This is a genomic window from Halomonas aestuarii (assembly GCF_001886615.1).
Classification (GTDB): domain Bacteria; phylum Pseudomonadota; class Gammaproteobacteria; order Pseudomonadales; family Halomonadaceae; genus Halomonas; species Halomonas aestuarii.
Genome location: NZ_CP018139.1, coordinates 3,103,807 through 3,127,904 on the forward strand (window position 1 = coordinate 3,103,807; position 24,098 = coordinate 3,127,904).

Sequence of the window (24,098 nt, forward strand, 5' to 3'; positions counted from 1 at the left end):
CACTGACAGGGCAGTGACCACTTTCCTGACAGGGCGGACTGCCATGACGGCCTTCCCGACACTCTCGCCAGCGCCGGCCTCGGGGCACCGCTTCGATGCCGACCGCCACTGGGCGGCCTCCCTGGACCTGGCCTTCGAGCGCCGCGACGGCGCGACTCGCATGACCCGCGCCCGCCACCACGGGCCACTGCGGGTACAGCGGCCGTTCCATCCCGAGGGCCGCGAGGGCGCCTGCCACGTCTACCTGCTGCATCCGCCCGGTGGCCTGGTCAGCGGGGACGCCCTGACCATCACCGCCCGGGTCGAGGCGGGCGCCCACGCCCTGCTGACGACCCCGGCCGCCAACAAGCTCTACCGGGCCGACAGCCATGGCGTCGCCTGGCAGCAGGCCACGCACCTCGAGGTCGCCGAGGAGGGCGTGCTCGAGTGGCTGCCCCAGGAGACCCTGGCCTTCGACGGCTCCCGGGGCGAGCAGCGCACCACCATCGCCCTGTCGGCGACGTCCCGCTGCCTGGGGTGGGAGGTGATGGCCCTGGGCCGACCGGCCAGTGCGCTGCCCTTTGTCAGCGGACGCATCGAGCAGCGTTTCCACCTGACCCGCGACGGCCGCCCCCTGTGGCTCGAGCGCCAACCCCTGGACCCCCGCCATCCGCGCTTTGCCGGCCGCTGGGGGCAGGGGGGGGCCACTGTGCAGGCCACGCTCTGGGCGGTGGGCCTCGAGGACGAGCCGGGCGCGGTGGAGGCGCTGCGCGAGGGCCTGCCCTCGAGCCCGTCATGGGCGGTGACGGTGCGCCACGGGGTACTGCTGCTGCGCTACCTGGGCGTGGAGCGCAACGAGGCCTGGCGGCTTTGTCACCGGGCCTGGGAGATCCTGCGGCCGCGACTGCTCGGCCAGCCCGCCCATGTCCCCCGCATCTGGTTGACCTGACCCCCTCTCTTGATGGAGATGCCCCATGGAACTGACCCCCAGAGACAAGGACAAGCTGCTGCTCTTCTCGGCCGCCCAGCTGGCCGAGCGGCGGCGCGATCGCGGCCTCAAGCTCAACTATCCCGAGGCCGTGGCGCTGATCAGCTTCGAGATCCTGGAGGGCGCCCGCGACGGGCGCAGCGTCGCGGACCTCATGAGCTACGGTCGCGAGATCCTGACCCGGGACGACGTGATGGAAGGGGTGGCCGAGATGGTCGACGAGGTCCAGGTCGAGGCCACCTTCCCGGACGGGACCAAGCTGGTCACCGTGCATACGCCCATCGTGTGAGGAGCACGCCATGATTCCAGGCCAGTACCAGCTGCAGGACGGCGAGATCGAGCTCTGTGTGGGGCGCGATCGGATCACCGTCGAGGTGGCCAACACCGGTGACCGGCCGATCCAGGTCGGTTCCCACTATCACTTCGCCGAGGCCAACCCGGCCCTGACCTTCGATCGCGACGCCGCGCGGGGCTACCGCCTGGACGTGGCCGCCGGCACGGCGATCCGCTTCGAACCCGGCCAGGTGCGCGAGGTGACGCTGATCCCCTTCGTCGGGGAGCGCCGCATCTTCGGCTTCCGTGGCGACGTCATGGGCAACCTCGATGCATCGGATCAGGGAGAATCGTCATGAAGATCAGCCGTCAGGCCTATGCCGACATGTACGGTCCCACGCTGGGGGACCGGGTGCGCCTCGGTGACACCGACCTGTGGATCGAGGTGGAACAGGATGCCGCCCACTACGGCGACGAGGTGAAGTTCGGCGGCGGCAAGGTGATCCGCGACGGCATGGGGCAGAGCCAGCGTCACGACGACACGGTCATGGACACCGTGATCACCAACGCGCTGATCCTCGACTGGTGGGGCATCGTCAAGGCCGACGTGGGCCTCAAGGCGGGTCGCATCGCCGCCATCGGCAAGGCCGGCAACCCGGATACCCAGCCGGACGTCACGATCGTCATCGGCCCCGGCACCGAGGTGATCGCGGGGGAGGGCAAGATCCTCACGGCCGGTGGCCTCGATGCCCACATCCACTTCATCTGCCCGCAGCTGGTGGAGGAGGCGCTGATGAGCGGCATCACCACCATGCTGGGCGGTGGCACGGGGCCTGCCACCGGCTCCAACGCCACCACCTGCACCCCCGGGGAGTGGCATATCGGCAAGATGCTCCAGGCGGTGGACGACCTGCCCATGAACATCGGCCTGCTCGGCAAGGGCAACGCCAGCCTGCCCGAGGCGCTGGAGGCCCAGCTCGAGGCCGGCGCCATGGGCCTCAAGCTCCACGAGGACTGGGGGACCACGCCGGCCGCCATCGACAACTGCCTGAGCGTCGCCGACCGCTACGACGTCCAGGTGGCGATCCACACCGACACCCTGAACGAGTCGGGCTTCGTCGAGGACACCCTGGCCGCCTTCAAGGAACGCGGCATCCACACCTACCATACCGAGGGGGCCGGGGGCGGCCATGCGCCGGACATCCTCACCGCCTGCTCGAAGCCTTACGTGCTGCCGTCCTCGACCAACCCGACGCGCCCTTATACCGTCAACACCATCGACGAGCACCTCGACATGCTGATGGTGTGCCACCACCTCGACCCCAACATCCCCGAGGACGTGGCCTTCGCCGATTCGCGCATCCGCCGCGAGACCATCGCCGCCGAGGACATCCTCCAGGACCTGGGGGTGATCTCGATGATCGCCTCGGACTCCCAGGCCATGGGGCGGGTCGGCGAGGTAGTCTGCCGGACCTGGCAGACCGCCCACAAGATGAAGCAGCAGCGCGGCCTGCTGCCGGAGGACGAGGCGCGCGGGGCCGACAACGTCCGCGCCCGACGCTACATCGCCAAGTACACTATCAATCCCGCCATCACCCACGGAATCGCGCATGAGGTGGGCTCTATCGAGGTGGGCAAGCTGGCCGACCTGGTGCTCTGGAAGCCGGCCTTCTTCGGCACCAAGCCGGCGCTGATCCTCAAGGGGGGCATGATCGCCGCGGCACCCATGGGCGATCCCAACGCCTCGATCCCCACGCCCCAGCCGGTCCACTACCGTCCCATGTTCGGTGCCTTCGGCCGGGCGGCGAGCCAGACCCGCCTGACCTTCGTCAGCCAGGCGGCCCTGGCGGCCGGGGTCGGCGAGCGGCTGGGCCTGCGCAGTCCGCTCAGCGCCTGCCGGGACGTGCGAGGCGTGCGCAAGTCCGACATGAAGCTCAACGACGCCTGCCCGGCGCTGTCGGTGGACCCGCAGACCTACGAGGTGCGCTGTGACGGCGAGCTGCTGACCTGCGAGCCTGCCACCGAACTGCCGCTCGCCCAGCGCTATCACCTGTTCTGAGCCACGGACAAGGACCAGAGACGATGCCAATGCTGAGATTGATCGAACGCCTGGGCCCCATCGAGGCGAGCCTGGCGAGTGACACCCTGACGCTGCCCTATGAGCAGCGCGTCCTCGGCCGGCTCAAGGCAGAGAGCGATGCCGGTCGCCCCCTTGGCCTGTTCCTCGACCGTGGCCCGGTGCTGCGCGACGGCGAGGGAGTGCGCGCCGAGGGGGGCGAGGTGGTCCGCATCCGGGCCGCGGTGGAGCCGGTGGTCACCGCCCGCACCGGGGCGGGCCTGCCCCTGGCGAGGCTCGCCTATCACCTGGGCAACCGTCACGTTCAGCTGGCGCTGGGGGAGGACGGGCAGGGCGGCTTCGTGCGCTTCCCGCCGGACCACGTCCTCGAGTCCCTGGCCGAGCGGCTGGGGGCGCGCCTCGAGCACCACCAGGCGCCCTTCGATCCCGAGCCGGGGGCCTATTCACACACTCAGTCCCATGACCACGCCCGCGCCGGGCATGATCATGAGCACCACCACCACGGTCACACCCATGATCATGCCCACTGAGGGGCCGGCGACGGCGGCCCGGGGCGATGACCTGGCGCTGCTGGGCCTGCTGCAGCTGGTCAGCCCGGCCCTGCCCATCGGCGCCTTCGCCTTCTCCCAGGGGCTCGAGAGCGCCTTCGAGTTGGGCTGGGTATCCGACGAGGCGAGCCTCGGCGAGTGGCTCGAGGGGGTGCTGGAGGACGGCCTGACCCGCTGCGAGCTGCCGGTGCTGGCGCGCCTGGCCCGGGCCTGGCAGGAGTCGGACGGCGAGGCCATCGCCCGCTGGGACGCCTGGCTCGCGGCCAGTCGCGAGACCGCAGAGCTCGCCGCCGAGGACCGCCGCCTGGGCGCGGCCCTGGTGCGCCTGCTGGGGAGTTTGTCGCTGCTGCCCGGCGGCTCCACCAGTACCACCGGCGAGGCCCCGGCGCTGCCTGCCGACGCCGGCTATGTGACGGTCTTCGCCTGGACGGCCCATGCCCGCGGCGTGTCGACGCGCCAGGCGCTGCTGGGCTTCGCCTGGGCCTGGCTGGAGAACCAGCTCGCCGTGGCCTGCAAGGCCCTGCCGCTGGGGCATACCGCCGCCCAGCGCCTGGTGGAGCGACTGCGCCCGGCGCTGGTGGGCGCGGTGGATGAGGCCCTGGCGCTCGAGGACGAGGCCCTGGGGCCGGCGCTGCCGGGCCTGGCACTCGCCAGCGCCCTGCACGAGACCCAGTACTCACGACTGTTCAGAAGCTGACTATTCAGAAGATAACTATTCATAAGCTCGCTGTTCAGAAGCCAGCTGTTCAGAAACCAGCTGTTCAGAAACCAGCTGTTCAGAAGCAAGGAGAGGATCCATGACCCATTGCCTGCGTATCGGCGTCGGCGGCCCGGTGGGCTCCGGCAAGACGGCCCTGCTCAAGCAGCTCTGCCGCGCCCTGCGTGACCACTACGACATCGCCGTGGTCACCAACGACATCTACACCCGCGAGGATGCCGACTTCCTGCTCAAGCACGAGGCCCTGCCGGCGGACCGGATCCTCGGCGTGGAGACCGGCGGCTGCCCGCACACGGCCATCCGCGAGGATGCCTCCATGAACCTCGCCGCCATCGATGACCTCCAGGCGCGCCATCCGGGCCTGGAGCTGGTGCTGGTGGAGTCCGGTGGCGACAACCTCTCGGCGACCTTCAGCCCGGAGCTCTCCGACCTGACCCTCTACGTGATCGATGTCTCCGCCGGCGACAAGATCCCGCGCAAGGGAGGGCCGGGCATCACCAAGTCGGACCTGCTGATCATCAACAAGATCGACATCGCCGAACAGGTCCACGCCTCCCTGGAGGTCATGGAGCGCGACTCGCGGAAGATGCGCGGGGAACGTCCCTTCGTCTTCGCCAACCTCTATGATGGCATCGGACTGGAGGAGATCATCGCCTTCATCCTCGACCGCGGCATGCTGCCGGAGCGCCGCCCCGCGCTCATGACAGATCCCGGCCGCGATGCCGCCACCGCCTGATGCGGGCAAGCCCCGTCCCCTGCTAGCCTGACCCCGTTCCGCCACTTCCAGGAGATCCCCCATGACCCGTCGCACTTTCCGGATGTTCCCCACCCTCGGCGCCAGCCTGCTGCTCCCGTCCATCCTGCTCTCGCCCCCTCTGGCCCTGGCTCACTCGGGTCACGGCGCCCCCTCGGTGCATGCCCATGCCGGCAGCCCCTCGGTGCTGGCGGTGCTGGCGATCGCTGCCCTGGGGCTCGCCGCGCTGGTCCCCCTGGCGCGCCTCGTCTGGCGTCGCCGTCTTCGCCGTCAGGGCTGAGCCGCCAGAACTGAATCGCCAGGGCTGAGCCGTCTGATCTCGGCATGACGTGCGCCCGGCCCCGGCCGGGCGTACTGCTTTCCCGCCGGCCTCTCGCTATGCTGGCGGGAACGTCGCCTGGTTCGGCGGCAGGGATCGCGAGGGTGCCATGGTGGGCAGGCAGCGCCTGGGAACAGGCAGAGGGAAGGGGAGGCGTCGGATGTGGTCCTGGTTCGTGACGGTGCTGCTGGTGGCCTGGCTGGCCATGGGCGCCTGGCAGCGCTACAAGCCGCTGCCCGACGGGATCGGCCGGGCCTTTCCCGAACGTCCCGCCGAGGGCCTGCGCTTCCTCGCCGACGAGACCTGGTACGCCCCCTCGGGGGAGCGACATGCCAGGCGCCGCATCTTCGACGAGGTCATGGCGCTGATCGGCCAGGCAGAGCGCCTGGTGGTGCTTGACATGTTCCTGTTCAACGACTTCGCGGGCAGCGCCGATGCCCGGGACTTCCGGCCACTGTCGGCGGAGCTCACCGAGGCCCTGGTCGATCGCCGGGCTCGGCATCCCACCCTCGAGGCCGTGGTGATCACCGACCCGCTCAACACCCTCTATGGCGGGCTCGAGCTCGAGCACCTCGAGCGGCTGCGCGGGGCCGGGGTCCGGGTGGTGGTCACGGACCTGACGCGACTGCGGGCCTCCAACCCGCTCTGGTCCGGGGCCTGGCACCTGGGGCCGCGCTGGCTCGGCAACCAAAGCGAGGGCGGCTGGCTGCCCAACGCCCTGGGCACCGGCCGGGTGCCGCTGCGCAGTTACCTGGCCCTGCTCAACTTCAACGCCAACCATCGCAAGACCCTGGTCGTCGACCGGGGGAAGGGCTGGACCGGGCTGGTCACCTCGGCCAACCCCCATGACGCCAGCAGCCTGCACGGCAACGTGGCGCTGCGCTTCGAGGGTGCGGCGGCGCTGGACCTGCTGGCCTCGGAGCGCCCGGTGGCCGGCTGGTCGGGCGTGGGCCTGCCGGGCCCCGAGGCCCCGGACGGCGCCGGAGCGCCGGTCGAGGGCGCGAGGCTGCAGGTGCTCACCGAGGGCGCCATCCGCGATGCCCTGCTCGCGGCCATCCGCGCCAGCGGCCCGGGGGACCGCCTGGATGTCGCCGTCTTCTACCTGTCGCATCGGGCGCTGATCGAGGCGCTGGTGGACGCCCACCGTCGGGGGGCGGTGCTGCGCGTGCTCCTCGACCCCAATCGCGATGCCTTCGGGCTGGAGAAGAACGGCATTCCCAACCGGCCTGTCGCCCGCGAGCTCCACGCCGCCGGCGTGCCGGTGCGTTGGTGTGCCACCGACGGCGAGCAGTGCCACAGCAAGCTGCTGCTGCGCCTGCCCGCCGCGGCCGATGGCGAGGCCGAGATGATCCTGGGTTCGGCCAACTTCACCCGACGCAACCTGGACGACCTGAACCTGGAGACCAGCGTGCGCCTGGTGGGACCCGCCGAGACCCAGGCCCTACGCGACGCCTCGGCCTTCTTCGCGCGTCGCTGGCACTCGACCCCACAGCGGATCACCAGCGAGCCCTTTGCCGCCCACGACGACACCTCGACCTGGCAGCGCTGGCGCTATCGGATCATGGAGGCCACCGGGCTCTCCACGTTCTGATCGCTGAGGTCTATCAACATTCTTGGCGCGGATGGCTCTCGACATTCAGACCGCTGAGGGCTCTCGACATTCTGACCGCCGAGGGCTCTCCCCGTCCTGAGGGCGGAGGAAGCGCCTCCTATTAGCCCAGGCCGCGGCGAGGGTCAGTCCACGTGGGTCACGGCCTGGCGACGCGGGTCGACGTACCAGGCGAGGCCAAGGCGGGCGTTGCGCTCCAGCTCGGCGATCACCTGGGCCCCGAGCAGCAGGATGATGGCGCCCACCTCCAGGCTCAGCAGCACCACGACCAGGGTGGCCAGGGAGCCGTACACCGCATTCACCAGGGAGATGTTGGCGAAATAGAACACCAGCAGGAGGCGCACCCCCTCCCACAGCAGGGCGGCGACGAAGCCCCCCACCACGGCACGACGCAGGGCGATCTTGACCACGGGGAGGAACTTGTAGATGGCGCTGAAGAGCAGGAAGACGCCGAGGAAGCTGGTCAGGTTGAGCATCGGACCGGAGAGCCCGGCCAGGGGGAGGTTTCGCTCGAACAGGGCCAGCCACACTGCATTCACCGAACTGACCACGCTGACCAGCAGGGTCAGGGCCAGCAGGCCGGCCCCCAGCACCAGCATGAAGGCATAGGGCAGCGCCACCGAGACCCAGACGCTGCGCCCCGGCTGGTGGATGTCGGGCGCATGGAAGATGATCGCCAGGGCGTCCTCGAGCATGCGGAAGGCGAAGGAGCTGAACAGCAGCAGCACGGGAAAGCCCAGGATGCCGATGACGTCCCGGGAGTCGAGCAGGGTGCGCACGGCGTCGAGCAGGATCTCGGCGTGGGCGGGGGCCAGGTGGCGTACCTGGATGGACAGCACCTCGAGCAGGTGCTGTTCGTCCACCACCCCGGCCAGCAGCACGACCATCAGGGCGAACAGCGGCACGATGGAGAGCAGGATGTTGTAGCCCACCCCGCCGGCCAGCAGGATGCCGCGGTTGCGCAGGAAGGCGCACAGCACCCGCCACAGGAAGTGCAGCGTCAGCGGCAGCAGGGTGAGGATCGGGTGTCGGGACGTTTCGCGGGGTGACGTCATCGGGCCTGCCGTGCCAGTGTGCCTGCGTCATCATAGGCGTATCCTGCGTGCGTCGGTCAAACGCCCGGCGACGAAATCCTCCCCGCCGTTGGTCACTTGCAGACAAGGAGCATGCCATGGACCCCGACACACAACCCGCCCAGGAGACGCGACGCGGCCAGCTCGAGCGACGCTTCGAGGCCTTCCTGTGGAACTCCCGCCTGATGGTGCTGATGGCCGTGGTGCCGGCCCTGCTGGGCGCCTTCGTGCTCTTCATCATCGCCAGCTTCGACATGCTCGCGGTGCTGGGCGACGCCTGGCGCTACTACACCGCCGGTGGGCCGGACATTCACAAGAGCGTGGTCACCGACATCATCGTGGCCGTGGACATCTACCTGATCGCCCTGGTGCTGATGATCTTCGGGCTGGGCGTCTACAAGCTCTTCGTCTCCCGCCTCGAGCCCGTCGAGGGGCGTGACCCGAATCACCCCTTCAACGTCCACTCCCTGGACCAGCTCAAGGACAAGATCGCGAGGGTGGTGATACTCGCCGTGATCATCGAGTTCTTTCGTGCCGTGGTGGGGATCAGCTTCGATACGCCGCTGGATGCCATCTACCTCGCGCTGTCGGTGCTGGCCCTCGCGCTGGCGCTGTACCTGATGGCGCTGGCCCACAAGAAGGAGTGACGCCGGCAGGAGCGAGAAGCCCCCGAGGGCGGGACCATGCCCGACGCGCTCGTCGCAGACCGCTGTCGTGGCCGGTCGCATGGCAAGTCGCCGGCGGCCCGCGCATAATGCGCGCTTTCGGCATCCCCCGTGATGCGATCTTCCCCCGCGACAGCGAGACACCATGGCCAAATTCGAAGTGATCGGCACGGCGAGCATCCCCGGGCAGGGCACCGAGCTGCGGCTCCTGCAGCGCAACGACGAGTTCTCCATCCGCATCGCCGGCGCCCCGGGGGAGCTGATGAACACGCGCCTGCACGGCTCCGAGGATGCCCTGGGGGAGCTGGCGTGCCGCCACCTCGCGAGGCGCCCCGGCGCGCGGGTGCTGGTCGGTGGCCTGGGCATGGGCTTCACCCTGGCGGCGGCGCTGGCGGCCCTCGGCGAGACGGCCGAGGTGGTGGTCGCCGAACTGGTGCCGGGCGTGGTGGAGTGGAATCGCGGCCCGCTCGGGGCGGCCGCCGGCCATCCGCTGGATGATCCGCGGGCCCGCGTCGTTATGGGGGATGTGGGCGAGGTCCTGCGCGGCGAGCCCGGGGGCTTCGATGCCATCATGCTCGACGTGGACAACGGCCCCGAAGGGCTGACGCGCCGGGAGAACGACTGGCTCTATTCGCCCAGGGGGCTCGCGGCCGCCCAGGAGGCGCTGCGTCCCGACGGGGTGCTGGCGGTCTGGTCGGCGGGCCAGGACCCGGCCTTCACCGAGCGGCTGCGACGTCTCGGCCTGCTGGTCGAGGAGGTCACGGTGCGGGCCCACCGCCCCGGCAAGGGCGCGAAGCACCGCATCTGGCTGGCCCGCTGATCGACCCATGCCCTATGTCCCATGCCCCGGGCGCCAGGCCCGGATCCACTTTCCACCATGAGGCAGACAGCATGCTGGAACTCTCTCGCCAGGTCACCATTCCCGATCACGAGATCGAGATGCAGGCGGTGCGCGCCCAGGGGGCCGGCGGCCAGAACGTCAACAAGGTTGCCACGGCCATCCACCTGCGCTTCGACATCCGGGCCTCGAGCCTGCCCGAGGGCTTCAAGGAGAAGCTGCTGGCGCTGGGCGATCAACGCATCACCCGTGACGGGGTGGTGATCATCAAGGCGCAGGGCCACCGCACCCAGGAGCGCAACCGTGCCGAGGCCCTCGCGCGGCTCAAGGCGCTGATCAAGAGCGTGATGTACGCGCCGAAGAAGCGCATCGCCACCCGGCCCAGCAAGGGCGCGAAGCGGCGCCGGCTGGACAGCAAGAAGAAGCGCGGCCGTCACAAGGCCCTGCGCGGCAAGGTCGAGCCGTGACGTTGAATGCGTCGTCGCCGGTCGGGTGGCGGTCGTTTCCGGGGGGTGTATGCTGGAAGGCGTGACCATGATGGTCGGCCGTTCCTGGCCGGCGACAGACACCCAACCACGCAGGGGGATCCGCCGATGGCAGATTCGTCGATGAGTGAGCTTTTCAAGGACAACCGCGTCAAGGGCCTTTCGGCCGTGGCGGTGGTCGCGATCATCTGGGCGCTGATGGCCCAGTCGAGCGTCAGTTCCAGCAACGAGGCCCTGGAGTCGGTTCGCCAGGAGCTCGAGAACGTGCAGTCCGAGAATGCGACACTCTCCAGTCGCGTCGAGGAACTGCAGAGCACGGCCGGCAACATCGATGACCTCGAGGCGCGTCGCGCCGAGCTGGGCGAGGAGCAGCAGGCTGCCGCGGCGGAGCTGGAGGGAGTCCGGTCCGACATCGCGGCGGCGCGCACCGAGCTGGAGGTGGCCCAGGCGTCCGTGACCTCCACGCAGTCCGACCTGGAGGCGCTCCAGGCCGAGCTCGCCTCCGCCAAGGAGGAGCTCGCCGCCACCGAGGAGGCCCGCGACCAGGCCCTCCAGGCCCGCGACGAGGCCCAGGCCTCTCGCCAGGAGGCCGAGCAGGAGCGTCAGGCCGCCGAGGAGGCCCGCCAGCAAGCCGAACAGGCTCGCCAGCAGGCCGAGCAGAAGCGCAGCGAGGCGGTGGCCGCCCGTGACGAGGCCGCGGCCCAGCTCGAGGGGCTCCAGCAGGAGATCACGGCCGCCGAGGAGACGCTGGCCGGCCTGAACGAGGAGATCGCGGCACAGCAGGAGCAGCGCGATGCCCTGCAGCAGGAGATCGATGCGCTCGAGGCGAGCCGCAGCGAGGCCCAGGAGGCCCTCGAGGCGACCCAGTCTGAGCTCCAGGAGGCCCGCTCGGCCGTCGACCAGGCCCGCGAGACCATCAAGGATCTCGAGGTGGCCATCAAGGTTGGTCGCGATGAGGTGGCCGCGATCGAATCCAAGGTCGAGGCGCGCCAGTCGCAGCTCGATCGGCTGGAAGGGCAGCTCGAGACCTGGCGCAACGAGCTCGCCACGCTGGAGCAGAGCGTGCAGTCAGGCGACAGCGGCGATGCCGAGGCCCAGGCGGAGGCTCAGGCCAAGCCCGAGCCGGCGGCCGAGTCCGAGCCGGAGGCAGAGGCCGAGTCCGAGCCGGAGGCAGAGGCCAAACCCCAGCCGGAGGCCGAGACCGAGTCCGCCGAGGACGCCAATACCGACTGAGCCCTCCCGGGAGGCATCCCATCCCGTCCCACGGCGAGCCACTGGCTCGCCGTTCTCGTTGTCGGGCCCTGAGGCATCGGCATCCACGGGCAGGCATTGCATGGCAGGGCGACCCCACGGGTATACTGACCGTTCATGCCGCTCGCGTGGCAACCCCAACTGCAGAAGGAGCGATTCGTGATCGAAGGGGTCAAGCATATCGTCGCCGTGGCATCCGGCAAGGGCGGGGTGGGCAAGTCCACCGTCACCGTCAATCTGGCGCTGGCCATGGCCGCCGAGGGCTATCGTGTCGGCATCCTGGATGCCGACATCTACGGACCCAGCCAGGCGCAGATGCTCGGGGTGGGCGAGGGCGTGCGTCCCCAGTCCGCCGGCGAGAACCGCTTCCGGCCGCTCGAGGCTCACGGCATCCAGGCCATGTCGATGGCCTTCCTCGCCGATATCCGGGAGCCCATGGTGTGGCGCGGCCCGATGGTGGCCGGTGCCTTCCAGCAGATGCTCACCCAGACGGCCTGGGGGGACCTGGACTACCTGTTCATCGACATGCCGCCGGGGACCGGGGACATCCAGCTGACCCTGGCCCAGAAGGTGCCGGTGGACGGCGCGGTGATCGTCACCACCCCCCAGGACATCGCGCTGCTCGACGCCCGCAAGGGCATCGAGATGTTCCGCAAGGTCAACGTGCCGGTGCTCGGCGTGGTGGAGAACATGAGCCTGCACGTCTGCTCCCAGTGCGGCCACAGTGAGCCGATCTTCGGCGAGGGCGGCGGTGAGCGCATCGCCGACGAGTACGAGACCCGCGTGCTCGGCCGTCTGCCCCTGACCATGGCGATCCGCGAGCAGGTGGACGGCGGTCGGCCCACCGTGGTGGCCGAGCCGCAGGGCGAGGTGACCACCACCTTTCGCGAGATGGCCCGCCAGGTGGCCGAGCAGATCCGGGAGCAGCAGCCCGACGGGCCGGAGATCTCCTTCGACGACTGATGGGCCACCCGCCGCGAGGATGTCGCCGGGCGAACTCGCGGTATCGTGACCTTCCCCGCCGGGGCCGCTATGATGTGGCCCCGGTTTTCCTTCGTTGTTATTCCTACACAAAGCTTCAGGACGTGTCGATGAGCATCAAATCCGACAAGTGGATCCGCCGCATGGCCGAGCGGGAAGGCATGATAGAGCCCTTCGAGCCCGACCAGGTGCGCTACGTGAACGAGCGGCGGGTGATCTCCTACGGGACGTCCAGCTACGGCTACGACGTGCGCTGTGCCGATGAGTTCAAGGTCTTCACCAACATCCACTCCGCGGTGGTGGACCCCAAGAGCTTCGACGAAAAGAGCTTCGTCGACATCAAGGGCGATGCCTGCGTGATCCCGCCCAACTCCTTCGCCCTGGCGCGCACCGTGGAGTACTTCCGCATCCCGCGCAGCGTCCTGACCATCTGCCTGGGCAAGTCCACCTATGCCCGCTGCGGGATCATCGTCAACGTGACGCCGCTCGAGCCCGAGTGGGAAGGGCACGTGACCCTGGAGTTCTCCAATACCACCAACCTCCCTGCCCGCATCTATGCCAACGAGGGCGTGGCGCAGATGCTGTTCCTGGAGTCCGACGAGGTCTGCGAGACCTCCTACAAGGACCGCGGGGGCAAGTACATGGGGCAGCGCGGCGTGACCCTGCCGCGGACCTGAGAAGGCGAGTGCCGGCCTGCCTGGCCGTGACCACCAGGGCATGACACGACAACGCCGGGGCGAACCCCGGCGTTGTCGATTTCAGCATGAGGCAGGAAGAGGAGGATCAGGCCTCGTCGACGTCCTCATCGAGCTCCTCGGCGGCATCCTGGTGGGAGAGCCGCATGCCGGTCGGCGGCAGGGCAAGGCCGTCCATGGTGGCCTGGTCGCCCTTGAGCTGCAGGCGCCCCTCCAGGAACCAGCGCACGGCGATCGGGTAGATCAGGTGCTCCCGCGCCTGCACCTTCGCCTGAAGGCTCTCCTCCGTCTCGTCCTCGGCCACGGCCACCTCTGCCTGCAGGGCCACCGGGCCGCCGTCCAGTTCTTCGGTGACGAAGTGGACGCTGCAGCCGTGCTCGGTCACGCCGTCGGCCAGGGCGCGGGCATGGGTGTGCAGCCCGGTGTAGGCGGGCAGCAGCGAGGGATGGATGTTGAGCATCCGGCCCAGGAAGCGGTTGACGAAGCGCGGGGTGAGGATGCGCATGAAGCCGGCCAGCACGATCAGGTCGGGCTCGTGGCGCTCGATCACCTTGATCAGCGCGCCGTCGTAGGCCTCGCGGCTGTCGTACTCGCGATGGGGCAGGGCCACGGCATCGATGCCGGCGTCTCGGGCGCGCTTCAGGCCATAGGCGTCCGGCTGGTTGGAGATCACCGCGACGATCTCACCGCCCAGGGCGTCATGCGTTTGGGCATCGATCAGCGCCTGGAGGTTGCTGCCGCTGCCGGAGATCAGTACCACCACCCGCCGGGCCTGGCTGGGCTCGGGGGTGAAGGCGTTCAGCGTATCGCTCTGGTAGTCGGTCCCGCTCATGCCTTGAGGTTCTCCAGCTGGACCGGCTCGTCGGCGTCGCCCCGGGCGGTGATCACCCCGATGCGGTGCGCCGTCTCCCCCTGGGCCTGCAGGTGGGCGCGGGCCTGGTCGGCCTTCTCGGCCGGCACCACGATGACCATGCCGATGCCGCAGTTGAGCACCCGGTGCATCTCGTGCTCGTCGACGTTGCCCTGCTCCTTCAGCCAGTCGAAGACGGCCGGGCGGGTCCAGCTCGCGACGTCGATGCGCGCGGCCAGGGTCTCTGGCAGCACCCGGGGGATGTTCTCGGTGAGGCCGCCGCCGGTGATGTGCGACAGCGCATGCACCGGAATGTCGGTCTCCCTGATCAGCGACAGCAGCGGCTTGACGTAGATCCTGGTGGGCGCGAGCAGTGCATCGCCCAGCGCCCGGCCGTCGATGGCGGTGTCCAGGGGCGCCTCGCTGACCTCGAGGATCTTGCGGATCAGCGAGTAGCCGTTGGAGTGGGGGCCGGAGGAGGCCAGGCCCAGCAGTACGTCGCCCTCGCCGACCTTCTTGCCGTCGAGGATCTCGGACTTCTCGACCACCCCGACGCAGAAGCCGGCGAGGTCGTAGTCGCTGCCCTCGTACATGCCGGGCATCTCGGCAGTCTCGCCGCCCACCAGGGCGCAGCCAGCCTGCTCGCAGCCCTCGCCGATGCCGGTCACCACGTCGGCGGCGATATCCACGTCCAGCTTGCCCGTGGCATAGTAGTCGAGGAACAGCAGGGGCTCCGCGCCGGCCACGACCAGGTCGTTGACGCACATGGCCACCAGGTCGATGCCGATGGTGTCATGGCGACCGATGTCCATGGCCAGGCGCAGCTTGGTGCCGACGCCGTCGGTCCCGGTGACCAGCACCGGTTCCCGGTAGCCGGTGGGCAGCTCGCACAGGGCGCCGAAACCGCCCAGGCCGCCCATCACCTCGGGACGGCTGGTGCGTTGGGCGACGCCCTTGATGCGGTCGACCAGGGCATTGCCGGCGTCGATGTCGACGCCGGCGTCCTTGTAGCTGAGCGAGGCCCCGGACGGGCGATTGGTGGAATCGGTCATGACGCTTCCTGTATGAGAATGGCGGTCGCGATGGCTGTCGCCTGGCGACGCGCGACGGTCAGGTTCGGGGGACGAATTGTAGCATCACGGCGCGCGGCTGGCAGCCTGCCGGCCGCGTCGACACAGGGAGGAGGCGATGCGCAGACAGTGGTGGGTGGTGACGGCCGTGGCGGCGGTGGGGCTATGGTTCCTGATCAGTATCGAACCGGTGCTGATGCCGTTCTTCGTCAGCATGATCCTGGCCTACCTGGGCGATCCCCTGGCCGACCGGCTGGAGGCCCAGGGGCTCTCCCGGCGGCTGGCGGTCTCGCTGGTGTTCCTGCTGCTGACTCTGGTCATCGTGCTCACCCTGCTGGTGGTGGTGCCCATCCTCGGTCGGCAGCTGGGCCAGCTGATCGAGTCGCTGCCGACGGTGCTCACCTGGGTGCAGCAGACGGTGGTGCCGCGCATCCAGTCGTTGACCGGGCTGGACCTCTCCACCGACATCGACCAGATGCGCAAGGCCTTCGTCGACAACTGGAAGGAGACGGGCACCTTCGCCGCCAGCCTGCTGGCCCAGGTGTCGCGCTCCGGCCTGGCGGTGGCGGCCTGGGTCGCCAACCTGGCGCTGATCCCGGTGGTCACCTTCTACTTGCTGCTCGACTGGGACATCCTGGTCGCCAAGGTGCGCGGCTCGCTGCCGCGGAACTGGGAGCCTGCCGCGGTGCGACTGGCCGGTGAGTGCGACGAGGTGCTCTCCGCCTTCCTGCGCGGCCAGCTGATCGTCATGCTCTGCCTGGGGGTGATCTATGCGGTGGGGCTGACCCTGCTCGGCGTGCGGTTCGGCCTGCTCATCGGCATGCTCGCGGGCCTGGCCAGCATCGTGCCCTATCTCGGGGTGATCGTGGGCATTTCCGTGGCCGGCGTGGTGGCCTTCTTCCAGTTCGGCGACTGGCTGATCCTGCTTGGCGTCGCGACCGTCTTCGGATTCGGCCAGCTGGTCGAGAGCGTGGTACTGCAGCCCAAGCTCCTGGGCGACAAGATCGGCCTGCACCCGGTGGCCGTGATCTTCGCGGTGCTGGCGGGGGGGCAGCTGTTCGGCTTCACCGGCGTGCTGCTGGCGCTGCCCGTGGCCGCCATGGTGATGGTGGTGTTGCGTTATCTCCACGAGCACTATAAAAACAGCACGCTGTATGACGCCGGACGCCAACGCACCCACGACGAGGAGTCGCCATGAGTCGAGCACCCGCGCAGTTGCCGCTGGGCGTGGGCCTGCGCGACGACGCCACCTTCGCCAACTTCCATCCCGGGCCCAACGCGACCCTGGTCGACCGGCTCGTGCACCAGCTCGACGACGACGGCGAGCCCTTCCTCTATGTGTGGGGCGCGTCCGGCACCGGCCGCAGCCACCTGCTGCAGGCCGCCTGCCATGCGGCCTCCGACCGCGATGGCCGGGCGCTCTACCTGCCCCTGGCGGAGCTCGGCCACTTTCCGCCGCTGATGCTCGAGGAGGTCGAACGCCTGGACCTGGTGGCGATCGATGACCTCGACCGGGTCGTCGGGCGCAAGCGCTGGGAGGAGGCGCTGTTCCATGCCTACAACCGCCTGCGCGACGCCGGCAAGCGCCTGGTGATCGCCGCCGAGGCGCCGCCGCGGCAGCTGCCGGTGAAGCTGCCGGACCTGGCCTCGCGCCTCACCTGGGGCATGACCTTCCACCTGCAGGGGCTCGACGATGGCGGGCGCCTGGCCGCGTTGCAGCTGCGGGCCCGGGGGCGCGGCATGCAGCTGCCCGACGAGGTGGCCCGCTATATCCTCCATCGCGGGCCGCGACGCCTGGATGCGCTCTTCGCGACCCTGGAGACCCTGGATCGCGCCTCGCTGTCCGCCCAGCGCAAGCTGACCATTCCCTTCGTCAAGCAGGCGCTGGGCTGGTAGGCCCATCCCCTGCGATCAACGACTGAGCTCGATGCGGCGGGACTGGCCCCTGCCCAGGCTGACCTGGCGCAGGATCACCCGCGTCTCGCCGCTGGCGGGGTCCCGCGCGCTGCTCGAGACATAGAACTCGCCGGCCGGCAGGCCATCGAGGCGGAAGTCGCCGTTGGCATCGGTGCGGGTGGTGTGGGTGTATGCCCGTGCCCGGGGATCAGCGTGTTCCACGGCGCGGCCCGCGAGGGCCTGTTCCGCCGCCTCTGCGGAGTAGGTGGTCACCGGTGCCGCCGAAACGGGGCGGTTCGCCACCGGGCGCCCCCCCAGGGTCAGTCGACCGCTGATCGTGGCGTTGCCGCGCTTCTCCAGGGCGGCATACTCCTCGGCGGGGAAGGCCACCCGGCGGGCGACGCGCCCGGTGGTGGAGGGGCGCTGGGCCGCGTCGGGAGCCGGCATGCCACGCTCGATCACCTCGACGCGCTCGCTCTGCCCGGCCGGATAGCGCGGCTCGATGATCTGGCACCCGGCCAGTGAGAGCCCCAGCAGGGCGAGAAGGGTCCAGCGTGTCATGATCACTCTCCCGGAAGGATGGATGAGGGCTCGTGACCGGGGAGCATAACGCAAAAGGGCCGCCGATCATCGATCGGCGGCCCCTCACTGACCAGGAGGCTGGTCAACCCGGCGTCGGCAGGGCCGACGCGGTCAGGCTTACTTGGCGGCCTTGGTGGCCTCGGTCGCCTGCTTGACGTTCTCTTCGGTCAGCTTCTGGCTCTGCTGGACGAAGTCCTGCTGCAGGGACACGACCTTCTCGGCGTCGCCCTTCAGGCGCTCGGTCAGGTCCTTGGCGACCTTCTGCTGGCCTTCCATGTAGCTCTTCAGGCCTTCGGCATCCTTGACGTTCATCAGGCTGCGCAGCTGGGCCAGGCCGGTGTCGGTGTAGGCCTTGCCGGCGTCGAGCTGGGCGTTGACCAGCTTCTCGGTGTAGTCCACGGACAGGGCAGCGTAGGCGCGGGCCGGGCCGAAGAACATGGATTCGAACTGTTCGGTGAACTGCTTGGTGTCGAAGTTTTGCATCGTGATTCCCTCCCAGGGATTTCGGATCATTTCGAAGGCCGTGGCGGGTTGCCGATGCCTTCTCCGTCTCTGTTGCAATGCACAATAGCAGAGAGGTTTGTGCAGTGCAACATGCAGGAAGAAGAAAGTTGCATCGCCGCTGTCGGCCCGGGGTGAGAATCCCGGCCGAGACACCGGCGGCCTTGCACCGTATCGACTTCGCCACCATGTTGAAGGGAGCACAGGGAACCCGACAGAGGAGGAGCCGGACATGAGTGACCATCGCATCGAGCGGGACAGCATGGGCGAACTGGAGGTGCCGAGGGAGGCCCTCTATGGCGCCCAGACCCAGCGGGCCGTCAACAATTTCCCGGTTTCCGGCCAGCCCATGCCGACGCCCTTCATCCATGCCATTGCGCGCATCAAGCTGGCGGCGGCCCGGGTCAACCGCGAGCTGGGCCTGCTGGATGACGACCGTTCCCGGGAGATCGTCGCCGCCGCCGAGGCGGTGCTCGCCGGGCACCTCGACGACCAGTTCCCGGTGGACGTCTTCCAGACCGGCTCCGGCACCTCGAGCAACATGAACGTCAACGAGGTGATCGCCCGGCGCGCCAGCCGCGACGGCGTGGACGTCGGGGCCAACGACCACGTCAACATGGGGCAGTCGAGCAACGACGTCATCCCGACCGCGATCCACCTCTCGGCGGCACTGGCGGTGACCGGCGAGCTGCGCCCGGCCCTGGAGCACCTGCGCGCGACCATCGACAGCCGGGCCGCCGAGCTCGACGACGTGGTCAAGACCGGCCGCACCCACCTGATGGATGCCATGCCGCTGCGCATGAGCCAGGAGCTGGGGGGCTGGTCGAGCCAGGTGGGACAGGCCATCGAGCGGCTCGACAGTGCCCTGGTCAGGCTCTGCCGCCTCGCCCAGGGCGGCACGGCGGTGGGCACCGGTATCAACGCCCATCCGGAATTCGCCGCCCGCATGGCCCGCGACTTGAGCGAGCAGACGGGGCTGTCGTTCTCGCCCAACGACAGCTTCTTCGCGAGCCTCGCCTCCCAGGACGCCGCGGTGGAGCTGTCGGGGCAGCTCAAGGGACTGGCCTGCGTGATCATGAAGATCGCCAACGACCTGCGCTGGATGAACTCCGGCCCGCTGGCCGGCCTCGGCGAGATCGAGCTCGAGGCCCTGCAGCCCGGCAGCTCGATCATGCCGGGCAAGGTCAACCCGGTGATTCCCGAGTCCGCCGCCCAGGCGGCCGCCCAGGTGATCGGGCTGGACACTGCGGTGACGGTGGCCGGCCAGAGCGGCAACTTCCAGCTCAACGTCATGCTGCCGCTGGTGGCCAGCAACCTGCTCACGTCGATCACCCTGATGACCAATACCAGCCGGCTGCTTGCCGATCGGGCCATCGCCACCTTCAAGGTGCGTCACGACCACCTCGAGGGTCCCCTGGCGCGCAACCCCATCCTGGTCACCGCGCTGAACTCGGTGATCGGCTACGACGCGGCGGCGGCCATCGCCAAGCAGGCCTACCAGGCGGGGCGGCCGATCATCGAGGTGGCCGAGGAGCAGACCGACCTCTCCCGCGGGGAGCTCGAGCGCCTGCTCGACCCCGATGCCCTGACGCGAGGCGGCGTGCCGGAGTAGGGCGCACGCCGCGCCAGGTGCGGGCGCACTGCCTGTCGATACTTCCCTTGAAAGCAGCACACCCCCGGACCTCGCGGTCGCGGGGGTGTGTCGAGGGTGGACCGGCCGCCACCGGCCCGGGTCATCGAGACGGCTAGAGCACCTTGCGGCGCAGCAGGCCGGTCACGGCCTCGCCGACCAGCACCAGCGCGATGATGGCGATCAGGATGGTCGCCACGGTAGGCCAGGCGAAGGTGTCGATGGAGCCCTGCAGGATCACCCCGATGCCGCCGGCGCCCACCAGCCCCAGCACCGTGGACTCGCGGATGTTGATGTCCCAGCGCAGGATGACGATGGCGAAGAACGCCGGCATCACCTGGGGCACCACGGCGTAGGCGATCACCTTGGCCTTGGAGGCCCCGGTGGCCTCCATGGCCTCCACCGGGCGACGGTCGATCTCCTCGATGGCCTCGCCCATCAGCTTGCCGATGAAGCCCACCGAGCGGAACATGATGGCCAGTATCCCCGCCAGCACGCCGGGGCCGAAGATCGCCACGAACAGCAGCGCCCAGATGATGGTGTTCACCGAGCGGCTGGAGACCAGGATGAAGCGCCCCAGCCACAGGCAGGCGCGGTTGGGCGTGGTGTTCTGGGCGGCGATGTAGGAGACCGGCAGCGCGATGAAGATGGTCAGCATCGTCGCCAGGGTGGCGATGTGCACCGTCTCGATCATCGCATCGACGATCTCGCCGAGCCGGGTCGGGTCCGGCGGCCACATGCGCGCGCCGAGGCTCGAGATCTGGTTGGGCGCGTCCCACACCCAGGGCCAGAAGATGTCGATGTCGCTGACGGCCCAGACCACCACCATCAGGGTCAGCAGCATCACGCCGAAGCGGATCAGCTGCTGTTTGGGGTTGTGCCGTCGCCAGACGCGATCGGCCAAGAGGTCGGCGTCGTCTACCATATCTTCTTCCTTACCCAGCCGCTGACGCCTTCACTGGCCAGGATCACCGCGATGATCACCAGCAGGATGGCGAAGGCGAAGTCATAGTCGTAGCGCCCGAAGGCGTTCATCAGGGTGCTGCCGATGCCGCCGGCGCCGACGATGCCGACCACCGCGGAGGCTCGCAGGTTGCTGTCGAGCTGATACATGGAGAGCCCCACCTGGCGGGGCAGGATCTGCGGGAAGACGGCGTAGAAGAGCGTCGCCAGGTAGCCGGCCCCGGTGGAGCGCATGGCCTCCACCTGGCCCCAGTCGATCTCCTCGATCTCCTCGGCGAGCAGCTTGCCGACGAAGCCGATGGAGTAGAGGGTCAGCGTCAGGATGCCCGCCAGGGGACCGAAGCCCACCGCGGCGACGAACAGGATGGCGACGATCACCGGGTGGAAGCTGCGCGAGACGATGATCACCGCGCGGCCCAGCAGGTAGATCGGCAGCGGCGCGACGTTGCGGGCCGCCATCACCGCGAAGGGCACCGACAGCAGCACGCCGAGCAGGGTCGCCAGGATGGCGATCTGCAGGCTCTCGGTGAAGCCGGTGAGCAGCAGGTCGAAGCGCGACAGGGTCGGCGGGAAGCCGCCGCCGAAGATGCGTGCCGCCCGCGGTAGCCCCTCGCTGATGCGCTCCCAGTTGAAGGGCAGGCTGCCGAAGGCCCACACCAGATAGGCCGCCAGCACCACCAGCAGGCCGTAGCGCAGCAGCGGGTTGGCGATGAAGGGGGGCTTGCGCCAGGTGCGCGGGGCGGCGCGCTCCTCGTGGTCAGGGCTGGCCATCGCTTACCTCCTCGGCCGCTGGGGCCGGCTCGTCCTCCGGCGCCTCGATGCCGCCGTAGATGGCGTCCAGGGCCTCCTTGTCGAAGTCCGAGGGGGCGCCATCGAAGATCATGGTGCCGTGGCGCAGCCCGACGATGCGGTCGGTATAGGTCCTCGCCTGGGCGACGTTGTGGATGTTGATCAGCACCGGCAGCGACAGCTCACTGGCCAGGCTCTGCAGCAGCACCATGATCTGCTCGGAGGTGCGCGGGTCCAGGGAGGCCGTGGGCTCGTCGGCGAGCAGCACCTCGGGCTCCTGCATCAGCGCCCGCACCACGCCGACGCGCTGGCGCTCGCCGCCGGAGAGCTCGTCGGCGCGCTTGTTGGCGTAGTGGGCGATGCCCACGCGCTCCATCAGCACGAAGGCGCGCTCGATGTCCGAGGCCGGATAGCGGCGGGTGATGGCCTGGAACAGGTTGACGTAGCCGAGCCGTCCGGCCAGCACGTTCTCCATCACGGTGAGGCGGTCGATCAGGTTGAAGCCCTGGAAGACCATGCCGATCTTTCGCCGGGCGCGGCGCAGCTCGGCATGACGCAGGGTGACCAGTTCGGTGCCGTTGAGCTTGATCGAGCCCGAGGTGGGTTCCACCAGCCGGTTGATGCAGCGCAGCATGGTGCTCTTGCCGGCGCCGGAGGCGCCGACGATGGCGACGACGCTGTTGCCTTCCACCGTCAGGTCGAGCCCCTTGAGCACCGGCTCGTCGCGACCGTAGCGCTTGATCAGGTTGGATATCTCTAGCATCGGGGGTCCCGTCGTGAAAAGGTCGCCCAGACGACGGCGCCGGCCTTCCGGGAAGGCCGGCGCCGCTGTCTCGCGAGGGTTACTGGAGGTTGTCGGGAGTGTACTCGACCCCGTTGGCATTCTGGATGGTGCGGATGACCTTCCAGTTGTCCTTGTAGTTGATGGGAACGAACTTCTCGACCCCCTCGAACTCCTCGCCCAGCTCGGTGCCCTCGAACTCGAAGCTGAAGAAGGCCTCCTCGATCTTGTCGACCAGGTCCGGATGCAGGTTGTAGGCGTAGTTGTAGGAGGTCGTCGGGAAGCTGTCGGACTCGTAGATGATCTTCACGTCCTCCGGGTCATAGAGGCCGCGGGCGGCCATGCGCTCGACCACCTCCGAGGCCACCGGGGCGGCGTCGTAGTCCTGGGCCACCACGCCGAGCATCGACTGGTCGTGGCTGCCGGAGTAGACCACCTCGTAGTCCTCGCCGGGGACGATGCCCATCTCCGGGAAGAGGGCGCGCGGGGCCTGGTTGCCGGAGTTGGAGGTCGGCGAGGTGTGGGCGACCCGCTTGCCCTTGAGGTCCTCCATCTCGTCGATGCCGGAATCGACGTGGGTGTAGAGCTGGAGGGTATAGCCGAAGCGTCCGTCGTCCGAGCCCATCAGCGCGAAGGGGACCGCGCCGGCCAGGTTGACGGCGAAGGGCGTCGGGCCGGTGGAGAAGCCGGCGATGTGCAGGCGGCCGCTGCGCATGGCCTCGACCTGGGCCGAGTTGGACTGGACGGCGAAGAAGCGCACGTCGCGGCCGGTGACCTCCTCGAGGTGATCGATGAAGGGTTGCCAGATATCGGAGTAGATGGCCGGATCCTCGACCGGGGTGTAGGCGAAGATCAGGGTGTCGGGGTTGAGCCATTCGCTCTCATCGGTCGGACGGTCGGCGACCATGTCGCCGTTCTCGTCGCAGTAGATGGCAGCCAGGGCGCCGCGTTCGCAGTCCTCCTGGGCCAGCGCCGGGCTGGCCGCCAGCATGGCCAGTGGCAGCAGCGAGGAAAGGGCGAAGGGGGCGAGCGGGAACCTGGATGAGCGGGCGGTAGGGTGGATCATGGCGTGCCTCATGATTATTGTTGTGGAGTATCCGTTGTGGTGCATTTTCGGATATCGACATGGCGTGTGGTCGATGATTGATTCCGAAGAACTCCTCTCCAATCTAGAGTTTGTGACAAAACCATGTCAAACACTTTCCCCCCCGACTCCGGCCGCTGGCGCAACCGCTATCTGCTGATGCGTCACGGGCACAGCCAGGCCAACCAGCAGGGGCGCATCATCAGCACGCCGGAGCTTGGCCTGGCGGGCTTCGGTCTCTCGCCCACGGGCCGGTCCCAGCTCGATGCGCTGCTCGCGGACTGGGGCTGGGCGCGGCCGGATTTGATCCTGCACTCGGACTTCTGTCGCACCACCGAGACCGCCCAGTGCGTCGCCGATCACTTCGGCCTGTCGCTCACTGCCGAGCCGCGCCTGCGGGAGCGCCACTTCGGCGCCTTCGAGGGGGAGCGGGACGATCGCTATGCGGAGGTCTGGGCCCGGGACGCCCGGGACCCGGCCCATCGCCATGGCGGCGTCGAGGCCGTGGTCGAGGTGGCGACGCGGATGCGCGAGGTGATCGACGCGCTCGAGCGGCGCCATGGGGGCGAGACGATCCTGCTGGTCAGCCACGGCGACCCGCTGCAGATCCTGCTGACCGCCCTGGAGGGGCGCGAGCTCTCACGGCACCGGGAACGGGAGCCTCTGGCCCCGGCCAGCATCACCGTCCTGTGACGGCCC

28 protein-coding genes are annotated in these 24,098 nt (G+C 69.0%); 19 read left to right on the forward strand and 9 right to left on the reverse strand.

The annotated features are described in order from the left end of the window. The first annotated feature begins 43 nt into the window (after positions 1 to 43). The 9 genes from BOX17_RS14430 to BOX17_RS14470 all read left to right on the forward strand — a co-directional run bounded on the left by BOX17_RS14430 (position 44) and on the right by BOX17_RS14470 (position 7,247). Positions 44 to 928: an urease accessory protein UreD gene (locus tag BOX17_RS14430; protein ID WP_071945705.1), complete on the forward strand. Its 885-nt coding sequence runs from the start codon at positions 44 to 46 to the stop codon at positions 926 to 928. A 25-nt stretch (positions 929 to 953) separates the two neighbouring features. Beyond that, positions 954 to 1,256: an urease subunit gamma gene (locus BOX17_RS14435; RefSeq protein ID WP_071945707.1), complete on the forward strand. Its 303-nt coding sequence runs from the start codon at positions 954 to 956 to the stop codon at positions 1,254 to 1,256. 10 nt (positions 1,257 to 1,266) lie between these two features. Further along, positions 1,267 to 1,599: an urease subunit beta gene (locus BOX17_RS14440; protein ID WP_071945709.1), complete on the forward strand. Its 333-nt coding sequence runs from the start codon at positions 1,267 to 1,269 to the stop codon at positions 1,597 to 1,599. Then, entirely contained in the window at positions 1,596 to 3,299 is a 1,704-nt protein-coding gene (gene ureC / locus BOX17_RS14445; protein WP_071945711.1) for an urease subunit alpha, read from the forward strand. The genes BOX17_RS14440 and ureC overlap by 4 nt, the downstream gene beginning before the upstream one ends. Before the next feature lie 29 nt (positions 3,300 to 3,328). Next, a complete protein-coding gene (gene ureE / locus BOX17_RS14450) occupies positions 3,329 to 3,847 on the forward strand; it encodes an urease accessory protein UreE (RefSeq protein ID WP_071945713.1) in 519 nt (172 codons plus the stop codon). Further along, positions 3,837 to 4,562: an urease accessory protein UreF gene (locus BOX17_RS14455; protein WP_071946917.1), complete on the forward strand. Its 726-nt coding sequence runs from the start codon at positions 3,837 to 3,839 to the stop codon at positions 4,560 to 4,562. The genes ureE and BOX17_RS14455 overlap by 11 nt, the downstream gene beginning before the upstream one ends. A gap of 100 nt (positions 4,563 to 4,662) precedes the next feature. Further along, entirely contained in the window at positions 4,663 to 5,319 is a 657-nt protein-coding gene (ureG, locus tag BOX17_RS14460; RefSeq protein WP_071945716.1) for an urease accessory protein UreG, read from the forward strand. A gap of 61 nt (positions 5,320 to 5,380) precedes the next feature. Beyond that, positions 5,381 to 5,617, forward strand: coding sequence for a hypothetical protein (locus tag BOX17_RS14465; protein WP_071945718.1), 237 nt, complete (start codon positions 5,381 to 5,383; stop codon positions 5,615 to 5,617). Between the two features lie 199 nt (positions 5,618 to 5,816). Next, positions 5,817 to 7,247 carry a phospholipase D-like domain-containing protein gene (locus BOX17_RS14470; protein WP_071945720.1) on the forward strand — a complete coding sequence of 477 codons (1,431 nt, stop codon included), beginning with the start codon at positions 5,817 to 5,819 and terminating at the stop codon, positions 7,245 to 7,247. 143 nt (positions 7,248 to 7,390) lie between these two features. Here BOX17_RS14470 and BOX17_RS14475 read toward each other — a convergent pair whose 3' ends face one another. Continuing rightward, positions 7,391 to 8,320, reverse strand: coding sequence for a YihY/virulence factor BrkB family protein (locus tag BOX17_RS14475; RefSeq protein ID WP_071945722.1), 930 nt, complete (start codon positions 8,318 to 8,320; stop codon positions 7,391 to 7,393). 116 nt (positions 8,321 to 8,436) lie between these two features. On the opposite strand from BOX17_RS14475, the gene BOX17_RS14480 reads away from it, so the two are divergent. The 6 genes from BOX17_RS14480 to dcd all read left to right on the forward strand — a co-directional run bounded on the left by BOX17_RS14480 (position 8,437) and on the right by dcd (position 13,235). Beyond that, complete coding sequence (locus BOX17_RS14480) at positions 8,437 to 8,985, forward strand: YqhA family protein (protein WP_071945724.1); 549 nt, start codon at positions 8,437 to 8,439, stop codon at positions 8,983 to 8,985. Between the two features lie 163 nt (positions 8,986 to 9,148). Further along, positions 9,149 to 9,823, forward strand: coding sequence for a spermine/spermidine synthase domain-containing protein (locus BOX17_RS14485; protein WP_071945726.1), 675 nt, complete (start codon positions 9,149 to 9,151; stop codon positions 9,821 to 9,823). Positions 9,824 to 9,894: 71 nt separating this feature from the next. Further along, entirely contained in the window at positions 9,895 to 10,308 is a 414-nt protein-coding gene (arfB, locus tag BOX17_RS14490) for an alternative ribosome rescue aminoacyl-tRNA hydrolase ArfB (RefSeq protein WP_071945728.1), read from the forward strand. 141 nt (positions 10,309 to 10,449) lie between these two features. Next, positions 10,450 to 11,559 (forward strand): coiled-coil domain-containing protein, encoded by a 1,110-nt coding sequence (locus BOX17_RS16995; RefSeq protein WP_164508643.1) that lies wholly within the window; start codon positions 10,450 to 10,452, stop codon positions 11,557 to 11,559. Between the two features lie 180 nt (positions 11,560 to 11,739). Further along, positions 11,740 to 12,540, forward strand: a complete 801-nt coding sequence (gene apbC, locus BOX17_RS14500; protein ID WP_167603743.1) for an iron-sulfur cluster carrier protein ApbC — start codon at positions 11,740 to 11,742, stop codon at positions 12,538 to 12,540. A 128-nt stretch (positions 12,541 to 12,668) separates the two neighbouring features. Then, positions 12,669 to 13,235 carry a dCTP deaminase gene (dcd, locus tag BOX17_RS14505; protein ID WP_071945732.1) on the forward strand — a complete coding sequence of 189 codons (567 nt, stop codon included), beginning with the start codon at positions 12,669 to 12,671 and terminating at the stop codon, positions 13,233 to 13,235. 106 nt (positions 13,236 to 13,341) lie between these two features. Here the strand turns inward: dcd and purN are convergent, their stop codons facing one another. Together purN and purM are read right to left on the reverse strand one after the other, a co-directional pair. After that, the gene (purN, locus tag BOX17_RS14510; RefSeq protein WP_071945734.1) at positions 13,342 to 14,085 is read right to left on the reverse strand and encodes a phosphoribosylglycinamide formyltransferase; all 744 of its coding nucleotides are present in this window, start codon (positions 14,083 to 14,085) and stop codon (positions 13,342 to 13,344) included. Then, positions 14,082 to 15,155: a phosphoribosylformylglycinamidine cyclo-ligase gene (purM, locus tag BOX17_RS14515; protein WP_071945736.1), complete on the reverse strand. Its 1,074-nt coding sequence runs from the start codon at positions 15,153 to 15,155 to the stop codon at positions 14,082 to 14,084. Before purM ends, purN begins: the two co-directional genes overlap by 4 nt. 136 nt (positions 15,156 to 15,291) lie before the next feature. Between purM and BOX17_RS14520 the strand changes: the two genes are divergently transcribed. Continuing rightward, positions 15,292 to 16,371: an AI-2E family transporter gene (locus tag BOX17_RS14520; protein ID WP_071945738.1), complete on the forward strand. Its 1,080-nt coding sequence runs from the start codon at positions 15,292 to 15,294 to the stop codon at positions 16,369 to 16,371. Next, positions 16,368 to 17,069 carry a DnaA regulatory inactivator Hda gene (gene hda, locus BOX17_RS14525; protein ID WP_071945740.1) on the forward strand — a complete coding sequence of 234 codons (702 nt, stop codon included), beginning with the start codon at positions 16,368 to 16,370 and terminating at the stop codon, positions 17,067 to 17,069. The genes BOX17_RS14520 and hda overlap by 4 nt, the downstream gene beginning before the upstream one ends. Before the next feature lie 15 nt (positions 17,070 to 17,084). Here the strand turns inward: hda and BOX17_RS14530 are convergent, their stop codons facing one another. Then, positions 17,085 to 17,630, reverse strand: a complete 546-nt coding sequence (locus BOX17_RS14530; protein WP_071945742.1) for a carboxypeptidase-like regulatory domain-containing protein — start codon at positions 17,628 to 17,630, stop codon at positions 17,085 to 17,087. Between the two features lie 138 nt (positions 17,631 to 17,768). After that, positions 17,769 to 18,134 (reverse strand): phasin family protein, encoded by a 366-nt coding sequence (locus tag BOX17_RS14535; RefSeq protein WP_071945744.1) that lies wholly within the window; start codon positions 18,132 to 18,134, stop codon positions 17,769 to 17,771. A 250-nt stretch (positions 18,135 to 18,384) separates the two neighbouring features. Here BOX17_RS14535 and BOX17_RS14540 point away from each other — a divergent pair, with 250 nt between their 5' ends. After that, on the forward strand, positions 18,385 to 19,764 hold the full coding sequence (locus BOX17_RS14540; RefSeq protein ID WP_071945746.1) for a class II fumarate hydratase: 1,380 nt from the start codon (positions 18,385 to 18,387) through the stop codon (positions 19,762 to 19,764). A 133-nt stretch (positions 19,765 to 19,897) separates the two neighbouring features. Here BOX17_RS14540 and phnE (BOX17_RS14545) read toward each other — a convergent pair whose 3' ends face one another. The 4 genes from phnE (BOX17_RS14545) to phnD all read right to left on the reverse strand — a co-directional run bounded on the left by phnE (BOX17_RS14545) (position 19,898) and on the right by phnD (position 23,381). Next, positions 19,898 to 20,707, reverse strand: coding sequence for a phosphonate ABC transporter, permease protein PhnE (gene phnE / locus BOX17_RS14545; RefSeq protein ID WP_071945748.1), 810 nt, complete (start codon positions 20,705 to 20,707; stop codon positions 19,898 to 19,900). Then, positions 20,701 to 21,516, reverse strand: a complete 816-nt coding sequence (gene phnE / locus BOX17_RS14550) for a phosphonate ABC transporter, permease protein PhnE (protein WP_071945750.1) — start codon at positions 21,514 to 21,516, stop codon at positions 20,701 to 20,703. The genes phnE (BOX17_RS14545) and phnE (BOX17_RS14550) overlap by 7 nt, the downstream gene beginning before the upstream one ends. Then, on the reverse strand, positions 21,503 to 22,297 hold the full coding sequence (phnC, locus tag BOX17_RS14555; protein WP_071945752.1) for a phosphonate ABC transporter ATP-binding protein: 795 nt from the start codon (positions 22,295 to 22,297) through the stop codon (positions 21,503 to 21,505). Before phnC ends, phnE (BOX17_RS14550) begins: the two co-directional genes overlap by 14 nt. 79 nt (positions 22,298 to 22,376) lie before the next feature. Next, positions 22,377 to 23,381: a phosphate/phosphite/phosphonate ABC transporter substrate-binding protein gene (gene phnD / locus BOX17_RS14560; RefSeq protein WP_071945754.1), complete on the reverse strand. Its 1,005-nt coding sequence runs from the start codon at positions 23,379 to 23,381 to the stop codon at positions 22,377 to 22,379. Positions 23,382 to 23,504: 123 nt separating this feature from the next. Between phnD and BOX17_RS14565 the strand changes: the two genes are divergently transcribed. Next, positions 23,505 to 24,092 (forward strand): histidine phosphatase family protein, encoded by a 588-nt coding sequence (locus BOX17_RS14565; RefSeq protein WP_071945756.1) that lies wholly within the window; start codon positions 23,505 to 23,507, stop codon positions 24,090 to 24,092. The last annotated feature ends 6 nt before the right edge of the window (positions 24,093 to 24,098 follow it).

What these genes read in the sequence shown, in the direction of transcription:
- BOX17_RS14430 (WP_071945705.1), top strand. Translation starts at nt 44, where the DNA reads ATGACGGCCTTCCCGACACTCTCGCCAGCGCCGGCCTCGGGGCACCGC.
- BOX17_RS14435 (WP_071945707.1), top strand. Translation starts at nt 954, where the DNA reads ATGGAACTGACCCCCAGAGACAAGGACAAGCTGCTGCTCTTCTCGGCC.
- BOX17_RS14440 (WP_071945709.1), top strand. Translation starts at nt 1,267, where the DNA reads ATGATTCCAGGCCAGTACCAGCTGCAGGACGGCGAGATCGAGCTCTGT.
- ureC (WP_071945711.1), top strand. Translation starts at nt 1,596, where the DNA reads ATGAAGATCAGCCGTCAGGCCTATGCCGACATGTACGGTCCCACGCTG.
- ureE (WP_071945713.1), top strand. Translation starts at nt 3,329, where the DNA reads ATGCTGAGATTGATCGAACGCCTGGGCCCCATCGAGGCGAGCCTGGCG.
- BOX17_RS14455 (WP_071946917.1), top strand. Translation starts at nt 3,837, where the DNA reads ATGCCCACTGAGGGGCCGGCGACGGCGGCCCGGGGCGATGACCTGGCG.
- ureG (WP_071945716.1), top strand. Translation starts at nt 4,663, where the DNA reads ATGACCCATTGCCTGCGTATCGGCGTCGGCGGCCCGGTGGGCTCCGGC.
- BOX17_RS14465 (WP_071945718.1), top strand. Translation starts at nt 5,381, where the DNA reads ATGACCCGTCGCACTTTCCGGATGTTCCCCACCCTCGGCGCCAGCCTG.
- BOX17_RS14470 (WP_071945720.1), top strand. Translation starts at nt 5,817, where the DNA reads ATGTGGTCCTGGTTCGTGACGGTGCTGCTGGTGGCCTGGCTGGCCATG.
- BOX17_RS14475 (WP_071945722.1), bottom strand. Translation starts at nt 8,320, where the DNA reads ATGACGTCACCCCGCGAAACGTCCCGACACCCGATCCTCACCCTGCTG.
- BOX17_RS14480 (WP_071945724.1), top strand. Translation starts at nt 8,437, where the DNA reads ATGGACCCCGACACACAACCCGCCCAGGAGACGCGACGCGGCCAGCTC.
- BOX17_RS14485 (WP_071945726.1), top strand. Translation starts at nt 9,149, where the DNA reads ATGGCCAAATTCGAAGTGATCGGCACGGCGAGCATCCCCGGGCAGGGC.
- arfB (WP_071945728.1), top strand. Translation starts at nt 9,895, where the DNA reads ATGCTGGAACTCTCTCGCCAGGTCACCATTCCCGATCACGAGATCGAG.
- BOX17_RS16995 (WP_164508643.1), top strand. Translation starts at nt 10,450, where the DNA reads ATGAGTGAGCTTTTCAAGGACAACCGCGTCAAGGGCCTTTCGGCCGTG.
- dcd (WP_071945732.1), top strand. Translation starts at nt 12,669, where the DNA reads ATGAGCATCAAATCCGACAAGTGGATCCGCCGCATGGCCGAGCGGGAA.
- purN (WP_071945734.1), bottom strand. Translation starts at nt 14,085, where the DNA reads ATGAGCGGGACCGACTACCAGAGCGATACGCTGAACGCCTTCACCCCC.
- purM (WP_071945736.1), bottom strand. Translation starts at nt 15,155, where the DNA reads ATGACCGATTCCACCAATCGCCCGTCCGGGGCCTCGCTCAGCTACAAG.
- BOX17_RS14520 (WP_071945738.1), top strand. Translation starts at nt 15,292, where the DNA reads ATGCGCAGACAGTGGTGGGTGGTGACGGCCGTGGCGGCGGTGGGGCTA.
- hda (WP_071945740.1), top strand. Translation starts at nt 16,368, where the DNA reads ATGAGTCGAGCACCCGCGCAGTTGCCGCTGGGCGTGGGCCTGCGCGAC.
- BOX17_RS14530 (WP_071945742.1), bottom strand. Translation starts at nt 17,630, where the DNA reads ATGACACGCTGGACCCTTCTCGCCCTGCTGGGGCTCTCACTGGCCGGG.
- BOX17_RS14535 (WP_071945744.1), bottom strand. Translation starts at nt 18,134, where the DNA reads ATGCAAAACTTCGACACCAAGCAGTTCACCGAACAGTTCGAATCCATG.
- BOX17_RS14540 (WP_071945746.1), top strand. Translation starts at nt 18,385, where the DNA reads ATGAGTGACCATCGCATCGAGCGGGACAGCATGGGCGAACTGGAGGTG.
- phnE (WP_071945748.1), bottom strand. Translation starts at nt 20,707, where the DNA reads ATGGTAGACGACGCCGACCTCTTGGCCGATCGCGTCTGGCGACGGCAC.
- phnE (WP_071945750.1), bottom strand. Translation starts at nt 21,516, where the DNA reads ATGGCCAGCCCTGACCACGAGGAGCGCGCCGCCCCGCGCACCTGGCGC.
- phnC (WP_071945752.1), bottom strand. Translation starts at nt 22,297, where the DNA reads ATGCTAGAGATATCCAACCTGATCAAGCGCTACGGTCGCGACGAGCCG.
- phnD (WP_071945754.1), bottom strand. Translation starts at nt 23,381, where the DNA reads ATGATCCACCCTACCGCCCGCTCATCCAGGTTCCCGCTCGCCCCCTTC.
- BOX17_RS14565 (WP_071945756.1), top strand. Translation starts at nt 23,505, where the DNA reads ATGTCAAACACTTTCCCCCCCGACTCCGGCCGCTGGCGCAACCGCTAT.